The 19,749-nt window shown below is 67.2% G+C and carries 13 protein-coding genes; 12 read left to right on the plus strand and 1 reads right to left on the minus strand.

The window, feature by feature from the left end:
* The first annotated feature begins 36 nt into the window (after nucleotides 1–36).
* Genes ccoN through NHH88_01440 form a run of 6 tightly spaced genes read left to right on the plus strand, consistent with a single transcriptional unit; the run spans nucleotide 37 to nucleotide 5,190 of the window.
* A complete protein-coding gene (gene ccoN / locus NHH88_01415; protein ID USX14485.1) occupies nucleotides 37–1,458 on the plus strand; it encodes a cytochrome-c oxidase, cbb3-type subunit I in 1,422 nt (473 codons plus the stop codon).
* Nucleotides 1,459–1,472: 14 nt separating this feature from the next.
* Nucleotides 1,473–2,099 carry a cytochrome-c oxidase, cbb3-type subunit II gene (gene ccoO, locus NHH88_01420; protein ID USX14486.1) on the plus strand — a complete coding sequence of 209 codons (627 nt, stop codon included), beginning with the start codon at nucleotides 1,473–1,475 and terminating at the stop codon, nucleotides 2,097–2,099.
* Nucleotide 2,100: 1 nt separating this feature from the next.
* A complete protein-coding gene (locus NHH88_01425; GenBank protein ID USX14487.1) occupies nucleotides 2,101–2,265 on the plus strand; it encodes a cbb3-type cytochrome c oxidase subunit 3 in 165 nt (54 codons plus the stop codon).
* Nucleotides 2,258–3,241, plus strand: a complete 984-nt coding sequence (gene ccoP, locus NHH88_01430; GenBank protein USX14488.1) for a cytochrome-c oxidase, cbb3-type subunit III — start codon at nucleotides 2,258–2,260, stop codon at nucleotides 3,239–3,241. Before NHH88_01425 ends, ccoP begins: the two co-directional genes overlap by 8 nt.
* Nucleotides 3,242–3,254: 13 nt before the next feature.
* On the plus strand, nucleotides 3,255–4,640 hold the full coding sequence (ccoG, locus tag NHH88_01435; protein USX14489.1) for a cytochrome c oxidase accessory protein CcoG: 1,386 nt from the start codon (nucleotides 3,255–3,257) through the stop codon (nucleotides 4,638–4,640).
* A gap of 10 nt (nucleotides 4,641–4,650) precedes the next feature.
* Nucleotides 4,651–5,190 carry a FixH family protein gene (locus NHH88_01440; protein USX14490.1) on the plus strand — a complete coding sequence of 180 codons (540 nt, stop codon included), beginning with the start codon at nucleotides 4,651–4,653 and terminating at the stop codon, nucleotides 5,188–5,190.
* A 112-nt stretch (nucleotides 5,191–5,302) separates the two neighbouring features.
* On the opposite strand, the gene fnr is transcribed toward NHH88_01440, so the two are convergent.
* Nucleotides 5,303–6,061 carry a fumarate/nitrate reduction transcriptional regulator Fnr gene (gene fnr, locus NHH88_01445; protein USX14491.1) on the minus strand — a complete coding sequence of 253 codons (759 nt, stop codon included), beginning with the start codon at nucleotides 6,059–6,061 and terminating at the stop codon, nucleotides 5,303–5,305.
* A 242-nt stretch (nucleotides 6,062–6,303) separates the two neighbouring features.
* On the opposite strand from fnr, the gene NHH88_01450 reads away from it, so the two are divergent.
* The 6 genes from NHH88_01450 (at nucleotide 6,304) to NHH88_01475 (ending at nucleotide 19,473) form a co-directional block, all read left to right on the plus strand.
* A complete protein-coding gene (locus tag NHH88_01450) occupies nucleotides 6,304–7,053 on the plus strand; it encodes an alpha/beta hydrolase (protein ID USX14492.1) in 750 nt (249 codons plus the stop codon).
* A 91-nt stretch (nucleotides 7,054–7,144) separates the two neighbouring features.
* Nucleotides 7,145–10,744, plus strand: a complete 3,600-nt coding sequence (locus tag NHH88_01455; GenBank protein ID USX14493.1) for a response regulator — start codon at nucleotides 7,145–7,147, stop codon at nucleotides 10,742–10,744.
* A 340-nt stretch (nucleotides 10,745–11,084) separates the two neighbouring features.
* On the plus strand, nucleotides 11,085–13,442 hold the full coding sequence (locus tag NHH88_01460; protein ID USX14494.1) for a catecholate siderophore receptor Fiu: 2,358 nt from the start codon (nucleotides 11,085–11,087) through the stop codon (nucleotides 13,440–13,442).
* A gap of 109 nt (nucleotides 13,443–13,551) precedes the next feature.
* Complete coding sequence (locus NHH88_01465; protein USX14495.1) at nucleotides 13,552–14,229, plus strand: Fe2+-dependent dioxygenase; 678 nt, start codon at nucleotides 13,552–13,554, stop codon at nucleotides 14,227–14,229.
* A gap of 228 nt (nucleotides 14,230–14,457) precedes the next feature.
* Nucleotides 14,458–16,827 (plus strand): PEP-CTERM sorting domain-containing protein, encoded by a 2,370-nt coding sequence (locus NHH88_01470; protein USX14496.1) that lies wholly within the window; start codon nucleotides 14,458–14,460, stop codon nucleotides 16,825–16,827.
* A 264-nt stretch (nucleotides 16,828–17,091) separates the two neighbouring features.
* A complete protein-coding gene (locus NHH88_01475) occupies nucleotides 17,092–19,473 on the plus strand; it encodes a PEP-CTERM sorting domain-containing protein (protein ID USX14497.1) in 2,382 nt (793 codons plus the stop codon).
* Nucleotides 19,474–19,749: the final 276 nt, after the last annotated feature.

The following is a 19,749-nucleotide window of genomic DNA, read 5'->3' on the forward strand; positions in this document are numbered from 1 at the left end:
GATCTACATCATCAAAGCGTTCTATGGGAGAACTTCGTGGACCAGAACTACAACTACAAGATCGTCAAGCAATTCGCGATCGCGACCGTGGTCTGGGGCATCGTCGGCATGCTGGTGGGGGTGATCATCGCCGCCCAACTGGCCTGGCCGGCGCTGAACCTGGACATTCCCTGGCTGACCTATGGCCGCCTGCGGCCGCTGCACACCAACGCGGTGATCTTCGCGTTCGGCATCTGCGGCCTGTTCGCCACCTCGTACTACGTGGTGCAGCGCACCTGCCAGGTCCGCCTGTTCTCGGACAAGCTGGCCGCCTTCACCTTCTGGGGCTGGCAGGCGGTGATCCTGAGCGCGGTCGTGACCCTGCCGATGGGCTTCACGCGCGGCAAGGAGTACGCCGAGCTGGAGTGGCCGATCTCGATTTTGATCGCCGTGGTCTGGATCTGCTACGCGATCGTATTCTTCGGCACGCTGCTCAAGCGCAAGGTCAAGCACGTCTACGTCGCCAACTGGTTTTTCGCAGGCTACATCATCGCCGTCACCCTGCTGCACGTAGTCAACGGCGCCAGCATGCCGGCCTCGGCGTTTAAATCGTACTCGGCCTACTCGGGCGTGCAGGACGCGATGATCCAGTGGTGGTACGGCCACAACGCGGTCGGCTTCATCCTGACCGCCGGCTACCTGGGCATGGTCTACTACTTCATCCCCAAGCAGGCCGAGCGTCCCGTGTACTCGTACCGCCTGTCGATCGTGCACTTCTGGGCGCTGATCTTCACCTACATGTGGGCCGGCCCGCACCACCTGCACTACACCGCCCTGCCGGACTGGACGCAATCGATCGGCATGGTGTTCTCGCTGGTGCTGCTGGCGCCGTCGTGGGGCGGCATGATCAACGGCATCATGACCCTGTCGGGCGCCTGGCACAAGCTGCGCACCGACCCGATCCTGAAATTCATGATCGTCTCGCTGTCGTTCTACGGCATCGCCACCTTCGAAGGTCCGATGATGTCGATCAAGACCATCAACTCGCTGTCGCACTACACCGACTGGGGCATCGCCCACGTCCACGGCGGCGCGCTCGGCTGGGTGGGCTTCATCACGATGGGTTCGATCTACTACCTGCTGCCGCGCCTGGCCGGCCAGCAAAAGATGTGGAGCACCAAATTGATCGACCTGCACTTCTGGGTCGCCACCATCGGCATCGTGCTGTACATCGCCGCGATGTGGATCGCCGGCGTCATGCAGGGCCTGATGTGGCGCGCGGTCAACCCCGACGGCACCCTGACCTACACCTTCGTCGAGAGCGTCAAGGCCACTTATCCGTACTACGTGGTGCGTTTCGGCGGCGGACTGTTGTACCTGAGCGGCATGTGCCTGATGGGCTACAACACCTGGATGACCCTGCGTAACCGCGAAACCGCCGTCGCGCGCATTCCCGCGCTGGCCGCCGGCCACGCCTGATATCGGAGCACAAGATGAAATTTTCACCGAATTTTAAACATGAGTGGATCGAGAAAAACCCCTGGCTGCTGATCGCGCTGGTGACCCTGGTGGTCAGCGTCGGCGGCGCCGTCGAAATCGTCCCGCTGTTCTTCCAGAAATCGACCACAGAGCCGGTGGCGGGCCTCAAGCCGTATTCGCCGCTGCGCCTGGCCGGCCGCGACGTCTATGTGCGCGAGGGCTGCTACAACTGCCACTCGCAGATGGTGCGGCCGTTCCGCGCCGAGACCGAACGCTACGGTCACTACTCGGTCGCCGGCGAGTTCGTCTACGACCGGCCGTTCCAGTGGGGTTCCAAGCGCACCGGTCCCGACCTGGCGCGGGTGGGCGGACGCTACAGCGACGAATGGCACCGCACCCACCTGGCCAGCCCGCGCGACGTGGTGCCGGAATCGAACATGCCGAACTATCCATGGCTGGCGAAAACTGCGCTGGTGCCGGCCGAAATCATGCCGAAGATGCGCGCGCTGCAACGCCTGGGCGACCCGTACACCGACGCCGAGATCGCCGCCGCGCCGGAAGAGCTGAAAGACAAGACCGAGGAAGACGCCCTGATCGCCTATCTGCAAGGCCTGGGCACACAAATCAAGACGAGGAACTAGCATGGCTATCGAGAACCTGTTTGACAGCGCCAGCAGCGTGATGACGGTGGTTTCCTTCATCACCTTCGTCGGCATCCTGTGGTGGGCGTTCATCGCCAACAAGGAAGCCGACTTCGCCAAGGCGGCGCAGTTGCCCTTCGACGAAGAGGAGAACGGCCATGGCTGATTTCACCAACGGCTTCTGGGATATGTACATCGTCGTGCTGACCCTGCTCGGCATCGTCGGTTGCGGCATCCTGCTGTACTCGCAGGCCAAGGTCAAGCTGGCCAAGGGCAAGGACGGCAAGGTTGGCACCACGGGGCATATCTGGGACGAAGACCTGACCGAACTGAACACGCCGATGCCGCGCTGGTGGATGTGGCTGTTCTACATCACCATCGTGTTCGCGCTGGCCTACCTGTTCCTGTATCCGGGCCTGGGCACCTACGCCGGCAAGCTGGGCTGGAAATCCTCGGGCCAGTATCAGGCCGAACTGAAACAGGCGGAATCCGAGTACGGCCCGTTGTTCGCGCAATACCAGAAGCAGGACCTCAAAAAGGTCGCCGCCAATCCGAAGGCCCACGCCATCGGGCAGCGCCTGTTCCTGACGTACTGCGCGCAATGCCACGGATCGGACGCGCGCGGCAACAAGGGCTTTCCCAACCTGACCGACAACGACTGGCTGTTCGGCGGCGCGCCGGAAACCATCAAGGAATCGATCCTGCGCGGACGCATGGGCGTGATGCCGCCGATGGGCGCGGCGCTCGGCTCGGACAAGGATGTGGAGAACGTCGCCCACTACGTGCTCAGCCTGTCCGGCTCGACCGCCGATCCGATCAAGGCGGTCTTTGGTAAAGGTAAATTCGGCGCCTGCATGGCCTGCCACAGCGCCGGCGGCACCGGCAACCAGACGCTCGGCGCGCCCAAGCTGAGCGACAAGGTCTGGCTGTTCGGCGGCAGCGCCGAGACCATCATGGAAACCATCCGCAAGGGCCGCAACGCCACCATGCCGGCGTTCGAGGATTTCCTCGGCGACGCCAAGGTGCACGTGCTGGCGGCGTATGTGTGGAGTTTGTCGAACGACGTCAACGCGCCGGAATCGTCGCCCAACCCGCCCGCGCCGGCGCCGGCCGTCGCCACCACCACGCCTGCGCCGGAATAAGCGATCGAAGACTATGAGCTCGCCTGAATCACAAGTCGTCCACATGTACGCCGCGCGGGAGGAGATTTACCCGCGCGAGGCCTCGGGCCGCTACGCCCGGCTGCGCTGGCTGTTCGTCTGGCTGACGCAGCTGGCGTTCTACTGCACGCCGTGGCTGCAATGGAACGACCGGCAGGCCCTGCTGTTCGACCTGGGCGCGCGCAAGTTCTACATCTTCGGGCTGGTGTTGTGGCCGCAGGACTTCATCTACCTGGCCGCCCTGCTGATCATCTGCGCCTATTTGCTGTTCCTGGCGACGGCGGTGGCGGGGCGCGTCTGGTGCGGCTTCGCCTGTCCGCAAACGGTGTACACCGAAATCTTCCTCTGGATAGAGCGCCGGATCGAAGGCAAGCGCAGCGCGCGCATCGCGCTCGACCGCCAACCGCCGTCGGCGTCCAAGTTCGCCAAGAAAAGCGCCAAGCACCTGGCCTGGGGCGCGGTCGCCTTGTGGACCGGCTTCACCTTCGTCGGCTACTTCACGCCGATCAAATTGCTGGCCGAGGAAGTGCTGACGTTGAGCTTCGGCCCGTGGGAATGGTTCTGGGTGGTGTTCTACAGCTTCGCCACCTACGGCAACGCCGGCTGGATGCGCGAGCAGGTGTGCAAGTACATGTGCCCGTACGCCCGCTTCCAGAGCTCGATGTTCGACCGCGACACCCTGATCATCACCTACGCCGGCGAGCGGGGCGAGCCGCGCATGCCGCTGTCGAAAAAGGAAGCGGGCAAGGGCGGCGATTGCATCGACTGCTCGATGTGCGTGCAGGTGTGCCCGACCGGCATCGACATCCGCAACGGCCTGCAGTACGAATGCATCGGCTGCGCCGCATGCGTCGACGCCTGCAACGGCGTCATGGACAAGGTCGGCCTGCCGCGCGGGCTGATCCGCTACAGCACCGAGCGCGCCATGACGATGCACTACACGCCGACGCAGATCCGCCAGCGCACCTTGCGTCCCCGGGTGCAAATCTACGCCGCCATCCTGGCGCTGATCGTGGCGGCCGTCGGCACCGCGCTCTACCTGCGGGTGCCGCTCAAGCTGGACGTCATACGCGACCGGGGCGCCATGGGCCGCGAGGTCGAGGACGGCATGATCGAAAACGTCTACCGGCTGCAGATCATGAACACGTCCGAGCGGGCGCAGACCTACCGCATCCGCGTCACCGGCATTCCCACCTTGGCGCAGGTCACGCCGGAGCTGGTGCGGGTCGAAGCCACCGAAACCAAGGCGCATCCGATCCGGCTGCGCACGGCGCACGGCGCCGCCCATCCGGGCTCGAACAAGATTGCCGTCGAACTGACGTCGGTCGACGAGCCGTCGCTGCATGTAAAGGAAGACGCGGTATTCATCGTACCGCGCTAAGGAGAACATCATGACCGTATCGATATCGCATAGCACGGTGACGCCGTGGTGGAAGCAACGCTGGCCGTGGCTGCTGATGGCAGGGCCGGCGATCGTCATCGTCGCCGGCGTCTACACCGGCTACCTCGCCTTCACGCGGCAGGACGCGCTGGTGGTGGGCGACTACTACAAGCGGGGCAAGGCCATCAACCAGGACTTGCGGCGCGACCGCGTGGCCAGCACCTTGGGGTTGTCGATGTCGATCGGCTACGACGCCACGCAAGGCATGCTGGCCGGCCAGCTGCGCCGCAACAGCGACGACCACGGCAAGACGGAGCGGCTGTTCGTACGCCTGTCGCACGCGACCTTGCCGGCCAAGGATATCCAACTGGTGGTGCAGCCGGACGCATCCGGCGCATTCAAGATCAATTTGCCGATGCTCGAGCGCAGCCGCTGGGTGGTTCTGGTGGAAGGCGAAAAGCGCGACTGGCGCCTGGCTGGCGCCTGGAGCTGGCCAGCCCAGCGCAGCGTAGAACTCACCGCGACCGAAGAGACACGTAGGGCGGATTAGGCGGAACGCCGTAATCGGCCATGCATGCGAAATCGGCGGCTCATGCATGGCCGATTACGCTTCGCTAATCCGCCCTACGTGGTTATGTGGTTACGTGGTTATGTGGCCACCGTTAGTGGCAGGTCTGCGTGCCGGCCGTGATGGCTTTGAGCATGGGCGGGTCGAGCAGTTCGATTTCGCGGTTGCTCACACGTAGCAGGCCTTCCTTCTTGAACTTGGACAACAGGCGGCTGATGCTTTCGATCGTCAGGCCAAGGTAGTTGCCGATCTCTTCGCGCGACATGCGCAGCTGGAAGGTGTTGGGCGAGTAGCCGCGCGCCTCGTAACGCGACGACAGGTTGACCAGGAAGGCGGCGAACCGCTGTGTCGCTTGCATATTGCCCAGCAGGAGCATGACGCTTTGCTCGCGCGTGATCTCCTGACTCATCATGCGGTGGAAGTGCCGCAGCAAGGTCGGCATGTCGGCCAACAGCTGTTGCAGGCTGCCGAACGGAATCTCGCACACTTCGCTGTCCTCCAGCGCGACGGCGGTGCAATGGTGCAGGTCGGTGCTGATGGCGTCCATGCCCAGCAGCTCGCCCGCCATCTGGAAACCGGTGATCTGCTCGGCGCCCTCGCGGTTGACCTGGTAGGTCTTGAAGTGGCCGAGCCGGATCGCGTACAAGTTCACGAACGGATCGCCGATGCGGAACAAGGTGCTGCCGCGCGCGACCTTGCGGCGGCGGCCGATAATCTGGTCGAGCCGCTCCATGTCTTCGTTGCCCAGTCCCATCGGCAGGCACAGCTGGTGCATGCTGCAATTGGCGCAGCTGGCCTTGAGGATGTCGATGGTGGCGCCGGGCAGCACCAGTGAGGGGAGGTCTCTTATCATGCCGCCAGTGTAGACCATTAGTCGCCGCATTTGGCCGATGCCGCAGTGGGCCGATCAGGTATTCGCCTCGCTCCAGGACTTGTTTTCTGCAAGTGACTTTTCACCGGTGGCGATCGGTCGCGAAAAATATTTTCGACATCCGGTTAAATTTAACTTGCGCGCTATTTGATTGTTCGCTATAGTTCAACTCAAGCAAGTAGCACACTACTTAATCGCAAACAGCCAAACTGAAAGGAATCACCATGAACCGCTCGATCATCGCCTCCGCCCTGCTGGCCTCCACCGTCCTGACCGCCCAAGCCGCCACGCCGGCCGCCGATACCACCGTGGTGCTGGTGCATGGCGCCTTCGCCGACGGTTCCAGCTGGGAAAAAATCATCCCGCTGCTCCAAGCCAAGGGCTTGAAAGTGGTGGCCGTGCAAAACCCGCTGACCTCGTTGAAAGACGACGTCGCCGCCGCCCAGCGCGTGATCGACGCGCAAACCGGTAAAGTGGTGCTGGTCGGCCACTCGTGGGGCGGTACCGTGATCACCGAGGCCGGCACCAGCGACAAGATCAAGGCGCTGGTTTACGTGGCCGCGTTCGCACCGTCGGAAGGCCAGGCCACCGGCGAACTGGGCAAGGACTACGCGGTGCCACCAGGCATCGCCACCCTGCAGGCCGACGCCGGCGGCTTCCTGTGGCTGCCGACCGCATCGGTCTCCACCAACTTCGCCCAGGACGTCCCGCCGGCCACTGCCGCGCTGATCGCCGCCACCCAGGGCCCGATCGCCGCCAAGGCCTTCGCCGACAAGACCACCGTGACGGCCTGGAAAAACAAGGCCAACTACTACATCGCCGCGTCGGAAGACCGCATGATCGATCCGGCCCTGCAGCAAGCGTTCGCGAAGAAAATCAACGCCACCACTATCACGCTGAAAGCGAGCCACGTGCCGATGGTGTCGCAGCCGCAAAAGGTCGCCGACGTGATCATCGCCGCCGCCCTTCGTTAATCCTGTTGCCAAGGTCGGGCATTGATAGGAGAATTCCTGAGCACTCAGGTAGTTCTCCGATTTCATGTCCGACCCGCCCGACAAGGATGAAATGAAGCCACTTGGCATCAAGGCGAAAGTAGCGCTGGCGACCAGCATCACATCGATCCTGATGATCGCGCTGGTGACCGTGGTTCAGATGCAACGCATGAAGGCGGATTTCACCAAGGTGCTGTTCACCCAGCAGACGGCGCTGATCGGCCGCACCGCCGAGGAACTCGACGACAAGCTGACCATGCTGCTCGACATCGTCGCCCTGTCGGCGCGCCACCAGCCGGTCGAGATCGCCGGCTCCCCCGAGCGGCTGCGCGCCTACTACCAGGACCGCGCCGTGCTGGCGCTGTTCGACGACCTGCTGGTGCTTAACCCGCAGGGCATGGTAATCGCCGACATCCCGGTCCAGCCCGGCCGCGTCGGCATCGACGCCTCCGACCGCGCCTACTTCCAAACGGTGATGCGCACCCGCAAACCGCTGATCGCCGAACCGGTGATCGGCAAATCCAACAAGCAACCGATCGTGCAGATGGTGGCGCCGGTGCTCAACGCCAACGGCGAGGTCGTGTGCGTGCTCAACGGCGTGCTGCGCCTGTACAAGGACAATGTGCTGGGCCACCTGCGCACCGCCAAGGTCGGCCGCAGCGGCTACTTTTTCGCCCTCACGCGCGGCGACCATCCGGTCTACGTGCTCCATCCCGACGCCAGCCGCCTGCTGCAACCGCGCCAGGCCGGCGCCAACGCCGCCACCACGCGCGCGCTGCGCGATGGCTTCGAGGGTACCGTCGACAGCATCAACGGCAGCGGCGAGCGCGCCCTCAACAGCTACAAGGCGCTCAAGTCGGTCGACTGGATACTGGCCGCCTCGCTGCCGGCGGAGGAGGCGTTCGAGCCCTTCGACGGCGTGCTCTCGCGCGTGCTGGTGTGGAGCGTGGTGGCGTCGATCCTGGCGGCGCTGCTGATCGGCTGGGTCACCCTGCGCCTGCTGGCACCGCTCATCCGGTTGCGCAACGCCATCGTCGCGCTGCGCGGCGACGCCACCCACTTCGCACCGCTGCCGGTGCGCGCCGACGACGAGGTCGGCCAGCTGACGGCCGCCTTCAACAACCTGATGCGCGACCGGCTGGCGGCCGACGCGCGCCTGCAAAGCCTGGTCGAGTTCGCCCCCAACGCGATCGTCGTGGTCGGCGTCGACGGCCGCATCGAAACCTTCAACCGCGAGGCCGAGCGCCGCTTCGGCTACGGCCGCGACGAGATCCTCGGTCAGCCGCTCGAGACCCTGGTGCCGGTGGCGCTGCGCGAGCAGCACGCCGGACACCGCGTGAAGTTCTTCGCCGACCGCCTCAGCGCCGAGCCGGTGCGCATGGGCGGCGGCGCCACGCTGCTCGGCCTGCGCCGCGACGGCAGCGAGTTCCCGATCGAGATCAACCTGAGCGCGGTGCGCACCGACCAGGGCACCAAGGTGCTGGCCGTCATCTCCGACATCACCGAGCGGCGCCGCCTGCAACTGGAGGTCGAAGCCCGCGCGCAGGAGCTGGAAAAGGAGCGCGACCGCGCCGAGGCCGCCAACCGCGCCAAGAGCGAGTTCGTCGCCAACATGAGCCACGAGATCCGCACGCCGATGAACGCGGTGCTGGGCATGGCCTACCTGCTCGGCAACACCACCCTGACCACCCAACAGCGCAAATACCTCAACATGGTGAAGGTATCCGGGCAATCGCTGCTGGGCATCCTCAACGACGTGCTCGACTTCTCCAAGATCGAGGCGCGCCACATGGAGTTGTCGCCCGTCGAGTTCAGCCTGGACGACACCATGAACTCGCTGGCGACGATGATGACGATGAACGCCGGCGACAAGGAACTGGAGCTGGCCATCAGCGTCGAGCCGTCGGTGCCCAAGCGGCTGCGCGGCGATTCGATGCGGCTGCAGCAAATCCTGGTCAACCTGGCCGGCAACGCCATCAAGTTCACCGAGCAGGGCGAGGTGGTGGTCGGCGTCGAGCTCGACGCGCGCAAAGCGCACACCCCCCACGGCGCGCTGCTGCGCTTCGAGGTGCGCGACACCGGCATGGGCATGACCGAGCAACAGCTGTCGCAGTTGTTCAACGCCTTCTCGCAGGGCGACCAGAGCATCACGCGGCGCTTTGGCGGCACCGGCCTGGGCCTGGCCATCACCAAGCGGCTGATCGAGCTGATGGGCGGGCAAATCGCCGTCCACAGCACGCCGGGGCAGGGCTCGAGCTTTTTCTTCAGCCTGCCGTTCGAGGTGTTGCCGGAACGGCCCGAGGAGCGCCGCAAGCCGGCGCTGGGCGACCTGCGCCTGCTGGTGGCCGACGACAGCCGTACCAGCCGCGAACTGATCGCCAAGCTGATCCGTGCATGGGGCTGGCAGGCCGACGAGGTCGATTCCGGCGCGGCCGCCCTCGAGCGCTTCCGGCTCGGCCTGGAGACGGAACGGGCCTACGACGTGGTGCTGGCCGACTGGCACATGCCCGGCATGGACGGGCTGGCCACGGCCAAGGGCATCCGCGCGGCCGCGCCCGACAAGAAGCAGCCGATCGTGGTGATGGTCAACGCCTTCGCCCGCGACCGCATGGAGGAGATCTCCAACGCGCCCGAGGCCGACGTGGTGCTGGTCAAGCCGATCACCAGCTCCAACCTGTTCGACGCGCTGCACCAGGCCCTGGTGACCAAGGCCGACGCCAGCGTGCAGGCGGCGGCCGACCAGGGCATAGACGGCAGCCTGGGCGGCATGCATTTCCTGCTGGTGGAGGACAACCTGCTCAACCAGGCGGTGGCGCGCGGCATCCTCGAGCTGGCCGGCGCCACGCTCGATGTCGTCGACAACGGCCAGCAGGCGGTCGACCGCATGAGCGCCAGTCCCGGCGTCTACGACCTGGTGTTGATGGACATGCAGATGCCGGTGATGGACGGCTTCACCGCCACCCGCCTGCTGCGCCAGGAGTTGAAGCTGAGCTTGCCCATCATCGCCATGACCGCCGGCGTGCTCGAATCGGAGCGCGAGCGCAGCGTCGAAGCCGGCATCACCGATTTCATTCCGAAGCCGATCGAGGTCGAGGAAATGCTGGCCGTGCTGCAAAAGCACTTGCCGAAAAAAGCGGCGAAGCCGGCGACCATACCCGCGCCGGTGGCCGTCCCCACGCCGGCTTCCCCGCCCACACCTTTGCCCGTCGAGCCAGTCAAGGCAAGCGTGCCGACGCCGGCTCGGGTCAACACCGATCTGCCAGCTTTCGTCCAGACGGCGGTCAAGCTGGTCAGCTCCCCGGCGCCGGCCGACGAGGCCGGCGCCTTCAACATCGACAGCCTGATGCGCGTGATGGGCCGTGACGCCAAGGGCCGCGCGGTGATGGTCAAGATGGTGCGCGGCGCCATCGACAGCGGCATGGAACCGGTCGAGCAGGCCGACCTGGCGCTGCGCGAAGGGCGACCGCGCGATGCCGCCCGCCTGTTCCACGGCCTGCGCGGCGCCGTCGGCGTGCTCGGCGCCCGGCGCCTGATCCAGGCCACCATCGACGCCGAGACGGCCATCACCGAAGAGCGCGGCGACGCGCTGGCGCAACACCTCGACGCCGTCCGCGCCGCGCTCGAACAAACGCTGGCCGAAGCCCGCGCCTGGCTCGACCGGCAAGCCTCCTAAGGCCACCCGAAATTTCTTCTAAACCACGTAGGGCGGATTAGGCGGCACGCCGTAATCGGCCATGCATGGGTCGCCGATGACGCATGCACGGCCGATTACGCTGCGCTAATCCGCCCTACGTCTCTGCCCGAAACGCGTCGATCGCATGACTCCCGACGCACATATATCCGTTGCCTTTTGCTACTATGTGAATAGTATTGATAACAATTCGCATTTACGTTAAGGCATTTTATTGTTACACTCTCACAAATTAGTAAAGATTCCCCGGCTGTCAGACACAGGTTGGCAACACTTCAGCAACACTTCGCACCGCCGGCCTCCCTTCGATTTAGATGAAAGAATGGCAATGATCAAGAGTCGCAAACACGCGCAATCGCGCTTCAACCAACACATGAGCGCGGCGCTGGCCGTGATGCTGCTCCCGGTCGCCGCCCACGCGGCCGCAGCCGACGCCGCCGAACCTGTCGTGGTCGCCGGCCAACAACAAACCATGCCCGAAGTCAAAGTCCAGGGCACCGCCGAGGGCATCAAGGCCGACAAGGCCGCGTCCGTCAAGTACACCGAAAAGCTGGTCGACACCGCCCAGACCATCACCGTCATCAAAAAAGAACTGATCGAACAGCAAGGCGCCGTCACCCTGACCGAAGCGCTGCGCAACACCCCCGGCGTGGGCGCCTTCTTCCTGGGCGAGAACGGCAACACCAACACCGGCGACGCCATCTTCATGCGCGGCTTCGACGCCTCCGGCAGCATCTACGTCGACGGCGTGCGCGACGTCGGCTCGATCTCGCGCGACACCTTCAACATCGAACAGATCGACGTGCTCAAGGGCCCGGCCGGCACCGACAACGGCCGCAGCTCGCCGACCGGTTCGATCAACCTGGTCAGCAAACAGCCGCAGCAGGAAAACGCCTACCTCGGCTCCGTCACCTTCGGCAGCGGCAAGCAAAAGCGCGCCACCGCCGACCTCAACCAGGTGCTCGACGCCGACAGCGGCACCGCCTTCCGCGTCAACGTGCTGGCCCAGGATGCCGGCAATCCGGCGCGCGACGTCGTCGAGAACAAGCGCTGGGCCGTGGCGCCGTCGCTCGCGTTCGGCCTGAACGGTCCGACCCGTGTCTACCTGAACTACCTGCACGTCAAGCAAAACAACATCCCCGACGGCGGCGTGCTGACCATCGGCATGCCCGGCTACACCGCGCCGGTGCCGACCACCGGCACTGCGGCGTTCAGGGCGGCCGAGGCCGTGCGCCTGGCGCCGCTCAACAGCGCGCCGCGCGTCGACCCGCGCAACTTCTACGGTTCCTCGTACGACCACGACGACGTCACCGCCGACATGGCCACCGTGCGCCTCGAGCACGACTTCGCCAACGGCATCAAACTGCAGAACACCACCCGCTTCGGCAAGACCGAGCAGGACTACCTGCTGACCGCGTTCATGGCCACCGCCGCCAACCTGGTGCTGCCGAGCGCCGATCCGGCCACCTGGCAAATGCTGCGCACCAACACGACGTTCAAGGACCAGAGCAACAAGATCTTCACCAACCAGACCACCGCCACCGGCGAATTCGCCACCGGCGCGCTCAAGCACACCGTGGTCGGCGGCCTTGAGATCACCACCGAGAAGCAGACCAACTACACCTGGGCGCCGACCGGCGGCACCGGCCTGCCGATCACCAGCATCTACTACCCGAACCCGGCGACGTCGTTCAACCTGACCTACGCCCGCAACGGCGCGCAAGCCCAGGGCAGCACCGACACCGTGAGCGCCTACGTGTTCGACACCCTCAAGATCGGCGACAAGTGGATCCTGAACGGCGGCGTGCGCGTCGACCACTACAGCACCGACTACAACGCCGTGGCGCTGCAGGCGACGGTGACCCCGCCGGCGGTGCAGCCGCTGCCGCCCGGCACGCGCATCCCGACCGCGCTTAAAAAGAGCGACAACCTGATCAACGGCAAGCTGTCGGCGCTGTACAAGATCACCCCTGAGAGCAGCGTCTATGGCCTGGTGGCGACGTCGAAGGCGCCGCCGGGCGGCACCACCTTCTCGCTGAGCGCGGCCGCCAACAGCGCCGCCAACGTCAACTACGATCCGCAGGAAACCACCAACTACGAGCTGGGCGGCAAATGGGATCTGCTCAAGCAGAAGCTGTCGCTGTCGGCCGCGCTGTACCGCACCGACGTCAAGAATGAAGTCGAAGTCGACCCGACCAACCCGGCCATCTACTACCAGAACGGCAAGAAGCGCGTCCAGGGTATCGAACTGGGCGTGACCGGTGAAATCACCCGCGGCTGGATCGTCAGCGCCGGCTACACCCGCATGTCGACCAAGGTCGAGAAGGGCCGCTCGGTGCTGGCCAACGGCGAGGAGCAACTGGCCTACACGCCGAAGCAGGCATTCACGTCGTGGACCTCGTACACCCTGCCGATGGGCCTGCAGATCGGCGGCGGCGTGCGCTACGCCGGCAAGCTGCTGCGCGGCACCGACGGCGCCGTCGGCACCCCGGCCTTCATCGAGTCGTACTGGGTGGCCGACGCCATGGCGTCGTACCCGATCAACAAGAACGTCGATGTGCGCCTGAACGTGTACAACCTGACCGACAAGGAATACGCCGCGTCGATCAACAAGTCGGGCTACCGCTACATCCCTGGCCAGCCACGCTCGGCCAGCCTGACGGCCAACATCAAGTTCTGATGTAAAGTTATATGGTTTAAGCAAAAGGGCCCTTCAGCCGTGTTGCTTGCCCCGCCCTCGCCGGCGGGGCTTTTGTTTTTCCGGACCAACTGTTTCGAGGAGTTTCACCATGATGCTGCACATCCCTGGCGTGTTGCGCCGCGAACAGGTGGCCGCCATGCGCGCCCGCCTGGACGCATCGGACTGGATCGACGGGCGCACCACCGTCGGCGCCCAGGGCGCCCAGGTCAAGCAGAACCGGCAACTGCCGGAGGGGTCGCCGCTGGCGCTCGAACTGGGCCGCATCGTGCTGGCGGCGCTGGCCGACAGCCCGCTGTTCTTCTCGGCCGCGCTGCCGCTGCGCACCATTGCGCCGCTGTTCAACAGCTACGCCGGCGGCGAGCACTACGGCGCGCACGTGGACGGCTCGATGCGCCGCATGGCGGACGGCCAGTGGCTGCGCACGGACGTTTCGTCGACCCTGTTCCTGAGCGATCCGGACGACTACGACGGCGGCGAGCTGATCGTCACCGACGCCTACGGCGAGCACGAGGTCAAGCTGCCGGCCGGCGACCTGATCCTGTACCCGTCGACCAGCATCCACCGGGTCGAACCGGTCACGCGCGGCGCCCGCGTGTGTTCCTTTTTCTGGACCCAAAGCATGGTGCGCGACGACATGCGGCGCGGCATGTTGCTCGAGCTGGATCAGAACATCCAGAGCCTGCGCGCGCGCTTGGGCGACTGCGCGGAACTGGTCGGCCTGACCGGGCATTACCACAATTTGTTGCGCCAGTGGAGCGAGGCGTAGGCCGGGCGACTGCTCGGTTTATACCCGCCCGATACCCCGCTGAAACCCCGGCCGCCGGCCCGCTGCCGCCCGGTGGCTACTCTTTCGCAAGTTCGCAACAGTTCCCCTCAAAGGAATATAAAAAAGTCTAGCAATTTTGAACACGCTGGTTAAACTGCCAGTTCACGGATGGCTGGGCGGCGCGACCGCGCTCCCAACGCGGCTTTCCGTTCATTCACGGAGGACTTCATGGCCAGCGTACAAGGCACCCGCCCACAACCCCATTCCCGTTCCAGCCGCCTGCGCACCGGACTGCGCCTGATACCGCTGCTGTGCGCGGCGTGGGCCGGCAACGCCGCGGCCATCGACGTCATCTACCAGGGCCCGCCGGGCGGCAGCGGCCTGACCGGCGCCGTGCCGGGCGCGGCCGGCGGCAACGGCATGACCGCGCCGCCGGCGCAGATCGTCACGTTCAGCGCCGACTTCACCAACACGCTGACCGTCACCGGCGGCCGGGGCGGCGACGGCGGCAACGGCGCGGCCGGCAACGCCAATGTCGCGGGCGGCAATGCCGGCGCCGGCGGCGCGGGCGCCGCCACCCTGGCCGACATGGCCTCGGCCATCGCGGCCGGCCCGGCCTCGCTGACGGTGGTCGGCACGGGCGGACGCGGCGGCAACGCCGGCCAGCCGGGCGCCGGCTTCGGCGGCCAGGCGAGCGGCCAGGGCGCCGTCGGCGGCCAGGGCGGCGCGGCGGTCGCCAACGCCACCCTGACCACCAACGGCGGCGCCTTCTCCCAAGTGGCGGCCACGGCCACCGGCGGCGAGGGCGGCCTGGGCATCGCCGGTTTCGCCGGCGGCGACGGCGGCGCCGCCACCAGCAACGCGCGCGCCGGCGGTAGCGGCAGCGCATTGTTGCAACTGACTTCCAGCGCCACCGGCGGCGCCGGCGCGGCGGCCACCTACGAAGGCGCACGGGGAGGCGACGGCGGCGCGGCCATCGCCACCAACGGCCTGAGCGGCCCCGGTTCCGGCGTGCTCGACCTGACCATGCTGACGACCGCCACCGGCGGTCGCGGCGGCGACGCCGACTTCGACATCACGGCCGTTCCCCACGGCTTTGGCGGCCACGGCGGCGCGGCATCGGTCAGCCACAGTGCCGCCTACGCCGGCAACTCGCTGAACCTGGCGCAAACGGCCACCGGCGGCGCCGGCGGCGGCACCATCTTCGGCCTGGCCGGCAACGGCGGCAACGCCGCGTCGACGATCTCGCTGTCGACGGGCGGCGCGTCGTGGGTCGACGTCGCCGGCACCGCCATCGGCGGCCAGGGCGGCGGCAGCGTGGGCGACCCGTTCAATATCGGTTCAGAGGTGGGCGCGACGGGCAGCGGCGGCTCGGCCAACAGCCAGCTATGGCTCAGCGCCTCGCCGGGCAACCTGGGCGCGCAGATCACCGGCACCAGCACGGCCACCGGCGGCAGGAGCGGCGCCGGCGCGTTCCTCTCCGACGTCGGCGCGGCCGAAGCCTTGGCCACCGTCCACGGCGGCGGCCGGGTGACCAGCGTGGCCAACGCCACCGGCCAACTTGGCGGCAGCAGCGGCGGCTATGCCAACGCCCAGGCCATCGCCGGCTCGAACTACGTCGCCGTCGCGCGCGCGAACGCGGCCGGCGGCGGCTCCGTGTACGAATCCGGCGCCGGCGCCACCGCCAGCGCGGTGGCCAGCGCCAGCTACCTCGCCAGCGCCGACGCGCTGGCCGCCTCCGGCAGCGGCCGTCACGGCATCATGAACGCTTCGACGGCGAGCGCGCAGGCGATCGTCACCCGCATCGCCGGCGACGCCTCGCCGGTGATCCCCGGACAGCCTTCCGAGGCGCGCGCCCACGCGATGGCCATCGGCATGGGCAACACCGCCCAGGCGCGCAGCACCTACACCGATCATGGCCTCGGCGCGGCCGTCACCACCCGCGCCGCCAACGACCAATCGGACATGTTCTACGCACCCGAGGCGCGGACCGCAGCCAACGTCGGCGGCGCGGCCTACGGCCCCTGGTCGCCCCAGGACGGCCTCGACGCGACGATCTTCTCCAACGCGAGCGCCCTGCCCGCAGCGGCCTCGGTGGCGCCGATGATCGCCTCGTCGACCGAGGTGACGAGCGCGTTCGCCGACGCCGAAACGCTGGCCGCCGGCACCATGGGCGCCGCCTTCTTCCCCGCGACCGCCAGCGCCGAATTGAGCTTGCCGTTTAGTGCCGGCAACCACCTGCTGCTGGCGCTGGTGCAACCGTTCTCGTTCGGCTTCGACAGCGTCTTCAGCTTTTCCGTCAGCAACGGCGGCACATCGCTGTACTCGGGCAGCTTCACCACGCTGGCCCAGGCCGACGCGGTGTTCAACGGCCATGTGCTGGACCTGGGCGTGATCAACGCCAACACCCTCGATCTGCTGCTCACCTTCACCATGGAGAGCGGCATGTACGGCTTCAGTTATCTGGTCGGCCAGGGCGGCGCGCTGGCGCCGGTGCCGGAGCCGGGCAGCTGGATGTTGCTGATGCTGGGCCTGGCGCTGTTGGCCTGGCGCGCAGGCGCGTTCAAGGCCACGCGTATCGGCCCCGCCAGTGTTTGAGAACACAATCTGTTGCGCCAGTGGAGCGGGGCGTAGGCCGGGCGAATGCTCGGTTTACACCCGGCCGATACCCCGCTGAAACGCGGCCGCCGGCCCGCTGCTGCCGGGCGGCTACACTTTCGCAAGTTCGCAACAGTTCCCCTCAAAAGAATATAAAAAAGTCTAGCAATTTTGAGCACGCTGGTTAAACTGCCAGTTCACGGATGGCTGGGGTGGCGCGACCGCGCTCCCAACGCGGCTTTCCGTTCATTCACGGAGGACTCCATGGTCAGCGTACAAGGCACCCGCCCACAACCCCATTCCCGTTCCAGCCGCCTGCGTACCGGGCTGCGCCTGATACCGCTGCTGTGCGCGGCGTGGGCCGGCAACGCCGCGGCCATCGACGTCATCTACCAGGGCCCGCCGGGCAGCAGCGGCCTGACCGGCGCCGCGCCGGGCGCGGCCGGCGGCAACGGCATGACGGCGCCGCCGGCGCAGATCGTCACGTTCAGCGCCGACTTCACCAACACGCTGACCGTCACCGGCGGCCGGGGCGGCGACGGCGGCAACGGCGCGGCCGGCAACGCCAATGTCGCGGGCGGCAACGCCGGCGCCGGCGGCGCGGGCGCCGCCACCCTGGCCGACATGGCCTCGGCCATCGCGGCCGGCCCGGCCTCGCTGACCGTCGTCGGCACGGGCGGACGCGGCGGCAACGCCGGCCAGCCGGGCGCCGGCTTCGGCGGCCAGGCGAGCGGCCAGGGCGCCGTCGGCGGCCAGGGCGGGGCGGCGGAAGCCAACGCCACCCTGACCACCAACGGCGGCGCCTTCTCGCAGGTGGCGGCCACGGCCACCGGCGGCGAGGGCGGCCTGGGCATCGCCGGTTTCGCCGGCGGCGACGGCGGCGCCGCCACCAGCAACGCGCGCGCCGGCGGTAGCGGCAGCGCGCCGTTGCAACTGACTTCCAGCGCAACCGGCGGCGCCGGCGCGGCGGCCACCTTCGAAGGCGCGCGCGGCGGGGCCGGCGGCGCGGCCACCGCCACCAATGGCCTGACCGGCGCCGGTTCCGGCGTGCTCGACCTGACCATGCTGACCACCGCCACCGGCGGTCGCGGCGGCGACGCCGATCTCGACTTCACGGCCGTTCCGCACGGCTTGGGCGGCAACGGCGGCGCGGCCTCGGTGAGCCACAGTTCGGTCTACGCCGGCGACTCGCTGAACCTGGCGCAAACGGCCACCGGCGGCGCCGGCGGCGGCACCATCTTCGGCATGGGCGGCAACGGCGGCAACGCCGCGTCGACGATCTCGCTGTCGACCGGCAGCGCGTGGTGGGTCGATGTCGCCGGCACCGCCATCGGCGGCCAGGGCGGCGCCAGCGTGGGCAGCCCGTTCGACCCCGGCTCGGAGGCGGGCACGCCGGGCGGCGGCGGTTCGGCCAACAGCCAGTTGTGGATCAACGCCTCGCCAGCGAGCCTGGGCGCCCAGATCACCGGCACCAGCACGGCCACCGCCGGCCTGGGCGGCAATGGCGCCTTCCCTCCCGATGGCGGCTCGGCCCAAGCCTCGGCGAACGTCTACGGCAGCGGCCGGGTAACCAGCGTGGCCAACGCCACCGGCCAGTACGGCGCCGGCGCCGGCGGGGTCGGCAACGCCCAGGCCACCGCCGGCTCGAACTACATCGCCGTCGCGCGCGCCAACGCGGCCGGCGGAGCCGCGTTCTTCAACGCCGGCGCCGGCGCCACCGCCAGCGCGGTGGCCAGCGCCAGCTACTTCGCCAGCGCCGACGCGGTGGCCACCTCCGGCAGCGGCCGTTTCGGGAACATGGACCCGTCGACGGCGAGCGCGCAGGCGATCGTCACCCGCATCGCCGGCGACGCCTCGCCGGTGATCCCCGGACAGCCTTCCGAGGCGCGCGCCCACGCGCTGGCCAGCGGCATAGGCAGCACCGCCCAGGCGCGCAGCACCTACACCGACTACGGCCGCGGCGCGGCCGTCACCACCCGTGCCGGCAACGGCCAACCGAACATGCTGTACACACCCGAGGCGGGCACCGCCGCCAACGTCGGCGGCGCGGCCTACGGCCCCTGGGCGCCCCAGGACATCAGCTCGGCGGTCTTCTCGTACGCCAGCGCACTGCCCACGGCGGACTCGGTGGCGCCGCTGATCGCCTCGTCGACCGAGGTGGCGAACGCGTTCGCCAACGCCGAGACACTGGCCGCCGGCACCATGGCCGCCGCCTTCTTCCCCATGACCGCCAGCGCCGAATTGAGCTTGCCGTTCAGCGCCGGCAACCACCTGCTGCTGGCACTGGTGCGGCCGTTCTTCTCGCCCGGCTTCGACAGCGTCTTCAGCTTCTCCGTCAGCAACGGCGGCACATCGCTGTATTCGGGCAGCTTCACCACGCTCGCCGAGTCCGACGCGGTGTTCAACGGCCATGTGCTCGACCTGGGCGTCATCAACGGCAACACGCTCGATCTGCTGCTCACCTTCACCCTGGAGAGCGGCATCTACGGCTTCAGCTATCTGGTCGGCCAGGGCGGTCCGCTGACGCCGGTGCCGGAGCCGGGCAGCTGGATGTTGCTGATGCTGGGCCTGGCGCTGCTGGCCTGGCGCGCCGGCGCGTTCAAGACCAACCGTTTCGGTCCGATGGGCGGCGTCGGCCGTGTTTGAGCGCGCGCGTTTGATGTGACCTATCCGGTCATGCGCCAGATCGGCCAGGACCGGTTGAACGGCCTGCGCCGGCTTACACACTGCAAGCCACCCATCGCGCATACGCCCTTGTGCCACAAGGGCGTATGCGCCCCCACCCCGGCGCGGAAAGGCCGCGCGACACAAGCTGCCGACTGAAAGCAACGCTCCCGCTCGTCCATCCTGAAAATACTTGCCACACGTAACGCTAACGTGACATGATCAAGATCAGACTTTGGTTTTGAAGTTCGCATTTCG

The sequence above is a fragment of the Oxalobacteraceae bacterium OTU3CAMAD1 genome (genome assembly GCA_024123915.1).
Lineage (GTDB): Bacteria > Pseudomonadota > Gammaproteobacteria > Burkholderiales > Burkholderiaceae_D > Rugamonas.

Bases quoted from the DNA above. Each gene is read 5' to 3' on its own strand.
- fnr (USX14491.1), bottom strand. From the start codon at position 6,061: ATGATAAGAGACCTCCCCTCACTGGTGCTGCCCGGCGCCACCATCGAC.
- NHH88_01475 (USX14497.1), top strand. From the start codon at position 17,092: ATGGTCAGCGTACAAGGCACCCGCCCACAACCCCATTCCCGTTCCAGC.
- NHH88_01470 (USX14496.1), top strand. From the start codon at position 14,458: ATGGCCAGCGTACAAGGCACCCGCCCACAACCCCATTCCCGTTCCAGC.
- ccoP (USX14488.1), top strand. From the start codon at position 2,258: ATGGCTGATTTCACCAACGGCTTCTGGGATATGTACATCGTCGTGCTG.
- NHH88_01425 (USX14487.1), top strand. From the start codon at position 2,101: ATGGCTATCGAGAACCTGTTTGACAGCGCCAGCAGCGTGATGACGGTG.
- ccoG (USX14489.1), top strand. From the start codon at position 3,255: ATGAGCTCGCCTGAATCACAAGTCGTCCACATGTACGCCGCGCGGGAG.
- NHH88_01440 (USX14490.1), top strand. From the start codon at position 4,651: ATGACCGTATCGATATCGCATAGCACGGTGACGCCGTGGTGGAAGCAA.
- NHH88_01455 (USX14493.1), top strand. From the start codon at position 7,145: ATGAAGCCACTTGGCATCAAGGCGAAAGTAGCGCTGGCGACCAGCATC.
- ccoO (USX14486.1), top strand. From the start codon at position 1,473: ATGAAATTTTCACCGAATTTTAAACATGAGTGGATCGAGAAAAACCCC.
- NHH88_01450 (USX14492.1), top strand. From the start codon at position 6,304: ATGAACCGCTCGATCATCGCCTCCGCCCTGCTGGCCTCCACCGTCCTG.
- NHH88_01460 (USX14494.1), top strand. From the start codon at position 11,085: ATGGCAATGATCAAGAGTCGCAAACACGCGCAATCGCGCTTCAACCAA.
- NHH88_01465 (USX14495.1), top strand. From the start codon at position 13,552: ATGATGCTGCACATCCCTGGCGTGTTGCGCCGCGAACAGGTGGCCGCC.